At 41.1% G+C, this 2,184-nt stretch carries 6 protein-coding genes; 2 read left to right on the plus strand and 4 right to left on the minus strand.

Annotation, left to right across the window (positions count from 1 at the left end; translation table 11 throughout):
- The first annotated feature begins 99 nt into the window (after window positions 1-99).
- A complete protein-coding gene (locus M3N64_RS13915) occupies window positions 100-486 on the plus strand; it encodes a RidA family protein (RefSeq protein ID WP_249104266.1) in 387 nt (128 codons plus the stop codon).
- A 190-nt stretch (window positions 487-676) separates the two neighbouring features.
- Complete coding sequence (locus M3N64_RS13920) at window positions 677-850, plus strand: YjfB family protein (protein WP_249104269.1); 174 nt, start codon at window positions 677-679, stop codon at window positions 848-850.
- 230 nt (window positions 851-1,080) lie between these two features.
- Here the strand turns inward: M3N64_RS13920 and M3N64_RS13925 are convergent, their stop codons facing one another.
- Genes M3N64_RS13925 through M3N64_RS14240 form a run of 4 tightly spaced genes read right to left on the minus strand, consistent with a single transcriptional unit; the run spans window position 1,081 to window position 2,149 of the window.
- A complete protein-coding gene (locus M3N64_RS13925) occupies window positions 1,081-1,281 on the minus strand; it encodes a Lin1244/Lin1753 domain-containing protein (RefSeq protein ID WP_249104272.1) in 201 nt (66 codons plus the stop codon).
- A gap of 4 nt (window positions 1,282-1,285) precedes the next feature.
- Window positions 1,286-1,471 carry a hypothetical protein gene (locus M3N64_RS13930; RefSeq protein WP_249104276.1) on the minus strand — a complete coding sequence of 62 codons (186 nt, stop codon included), beginning with the start codon at window positions 1,469-1,471 and terminating at the stop codon, window positions 1,286-1,288.
- Entirely contained in the window at window positions 1,461-1,976 is a 516-nt protein-coding gene (locus M3N64_RS13935; RefSeq protein ID WP_438271025.1) for a BRO-N domain-containing protein, read from the minus strand. Before M3N64_RS13935 ends, M3N64_RS13930 begins: the two co-directional genes overlap by 11 nt.
- 38 nt (window positions 1,977-2,014) lie before the next feature.
- On the minus strand, window positions 2,015-2,149 hold the full coding sequence (locus M3N64_RS14240) for a helix-turn-helix domain-containing protein (RefSeq protein WP_368389924.1): 135 nt from the start codon (window positions 2,147-2,149) through the stop codon (window positions 2,015-2,017).
- Between the last annotated feature and the right edge of the window lie 35 nt (window positions 2,150-2,184).

Raw genomic sequence — 2,184 nt, forward strand, 5'->3', positions numbered from 1 at the left:
ACTACCCGCTCCGACATTGTGAGTCCCGCAAAAATTTTCTTGTTAAAAATGGGTATGTTGTGTATGGCTAAATAACAAATTAGCAAAGGAGTATCAGAATTGAAAATCAGAAAATCAAATCCTGAAAATGTTGCCCCTCCGGTTGCCCAATATTCCCATGTAGCCGTGATTCCAAAAGATGCAGAACTTGTTGTTCTATCTGGTCAAATTGGCAATGATAAAGATGGGATATTACCGTCAGACATCGAAACGCAATTTGCGAATGCCTTTGGAAACATCAGGTCCATCTTCGAAAGTGAAGGCGTAAATCTAAACAATGTTTTTAAGATCAACTTTTGGTTCACTGAACAACTCGATAGGAAAACGTATCTGGAAGAATGGAATAAATTTTCTACTCAATCTCCTCCGGCTACAACACTTGCCTATGTTTCCGCTTTAGCGAGACCAGAAATTAAGGTTGAGATTGAAGCTTGGGCCGCAAAATAAGCTAATTCATGCTCGTTGCTCTTTTGCACTTCTGGACACCTAAATTTGGTGTCCTTCTTTGTTTCAAAACAGCGATTCCTGATAAAAGCCTGCGTGCTTCACTCCGAACTCTGCGTTTTTCCTGAAACCCTACCCTTCTTTCAAGAATTTAAATTTCACACCGATATAAATAATTAGGGAGGTGATTTTCATGGACGTTGCATCTGCATCTATTGGTTATCATCAGGCTTTACTTAGCCAAGATGTAAGCCTTGCCGTAACCAAATTGGCTCTAAACAGTGCGCAACAAAGCGGTGCGCAATTGGTTGAAACACTTCAGGCTTCAGATTCGAATTTAGGGAATATCATCGACCTAAAGGCATAAAGGATCGGAAAAATGTATCCCGTTCGCTATGCGGTTGCATTGCGTCTGCATTGCTATCGCTTTGCATTTGCATTGAACCCGCGTCATGACTGGATTTCTGCCACCGTTTTGTGCGGCTTTTCGTGCCTTTTCAGACTTTTTATCCTTGCTTTCCATGCGTGTGATCAATGTCTTCGACCATATAAAATTGTCGTTTTTGCATAACAAACCGAACTCGTTTATGCATGCATCTACGAATTCTTTTGCCGCATTGCGAACGCATCGTAAAGTTGCTTGGTCTTTTCCAATTTGTATCCGTCTTCATCACGGAGTATTTCAATCAGGCACCAGTAACGTCCGTAGCCTTCCATACCAAATACCGCACGCATCGCAAGGATCTTAGGGTCATATCTGGCATTGCTATCATGAATGAAATAACAAGCATCCTTCATAATTTCACACCCGAACTTTCTCTAAGTTCTCTTTAAACGATCGAGCAATTTCAACGATTTCCTCACGCGTCTTCGTGTCCGGAGCATTCCTAAATGCAATTTCTAAAAGATCCATGAAGTCAGTATTCAGCTTATCTGTCACTTTTTGGCTAACATGAATGCCGGGGTTATACCTGTCATTAATTGTCATCGACGACCTCAGCTAAGATGGGTTCGCGATCAACGAGCATGTCCGGAGTCATATCACCTTTCCTGATCATTTTCTGACAGCCATGCCGTGTTGAAACAGATTTGTTTGCAGTGGTGTTGGCCTTGATGAAATCAACGCGAACGGGCTGTCGAAAACTTTCTCTGATTCGCTTCATTTGAGAATTCTGTTCTTTCTTATCCAACATGTGGAATATCTGAAATCCTTCTAATCCCGCCGATTCCCTTAGTTCTTTCAGAATCTTTTTTACCCAGAGCTTGAACTCTTTTACTTCAGCTTTATGACTTCCAATGATTGCATCATAAATGCCGAATTCAGAAATGATAACCATTGTCTGTTCACCACCAGGGGTGCGCACTTTTGTCGCCCCCTTGTCTTCTGGATCAATAATCTTGTTCATATCTCGTGTTCTTGAATAGTCAAGAGCTGCCCCTATATCTTTTTCCACTGCCCACCACTCATCTGGTTTTTTCTCAACGAATCGAATCTTATGGCCGAGTCATGTTTCTGCTCGCATACGGTGTTTCATTTGACTGCCTCTTTTTTATCTTCCATAGGATAAACAATAATTTCATCAATAGAATACTGAAGAGCCTTGCAAATCTTATCAAGAGTTACAAACTCAATTGCTTTAGACCTCTCGTAGTAAAGATTAACGATAGTTGTTCATGATAATCCTGTAATTCTGCTTAACG

Origin of the sequence: Sporolactobacillus mangiferae (assembly GCF_023336505.1) — a bacterium.
GTDB lineage: Bacteria > Bacillota > Bacilli > Bacillales > Sporolactobacillaceae > Sporolactobacillus > Sporolactobacillus mangiferae.

What these genes read in the sequence shown, in the direction of transcription:
- M3N64_RS13920 (WP_249104269.1), top strand. Translation starts at nt 677, where the DNA reads ATGGACGTTGCATCTGCATCTATTGGTTATCATCAGGCTTTACTTAGC.
- M3N64_RS13925 (WP_249104272.1), bottom strand. Translation starts at nt 1,281, where the DNA reads ATGAAGGATGCTTGTTATTTCATTCATGATAGCAATGCCAGATATGAC.
- M3N64_RS13930 (WP_249104276.1), bottom strand. Translation starts at nt 1,471, where the DNA reads ATGACAATTAATGACAGGTATAACCCCGGCATTCATGTTAGCCAAAAA.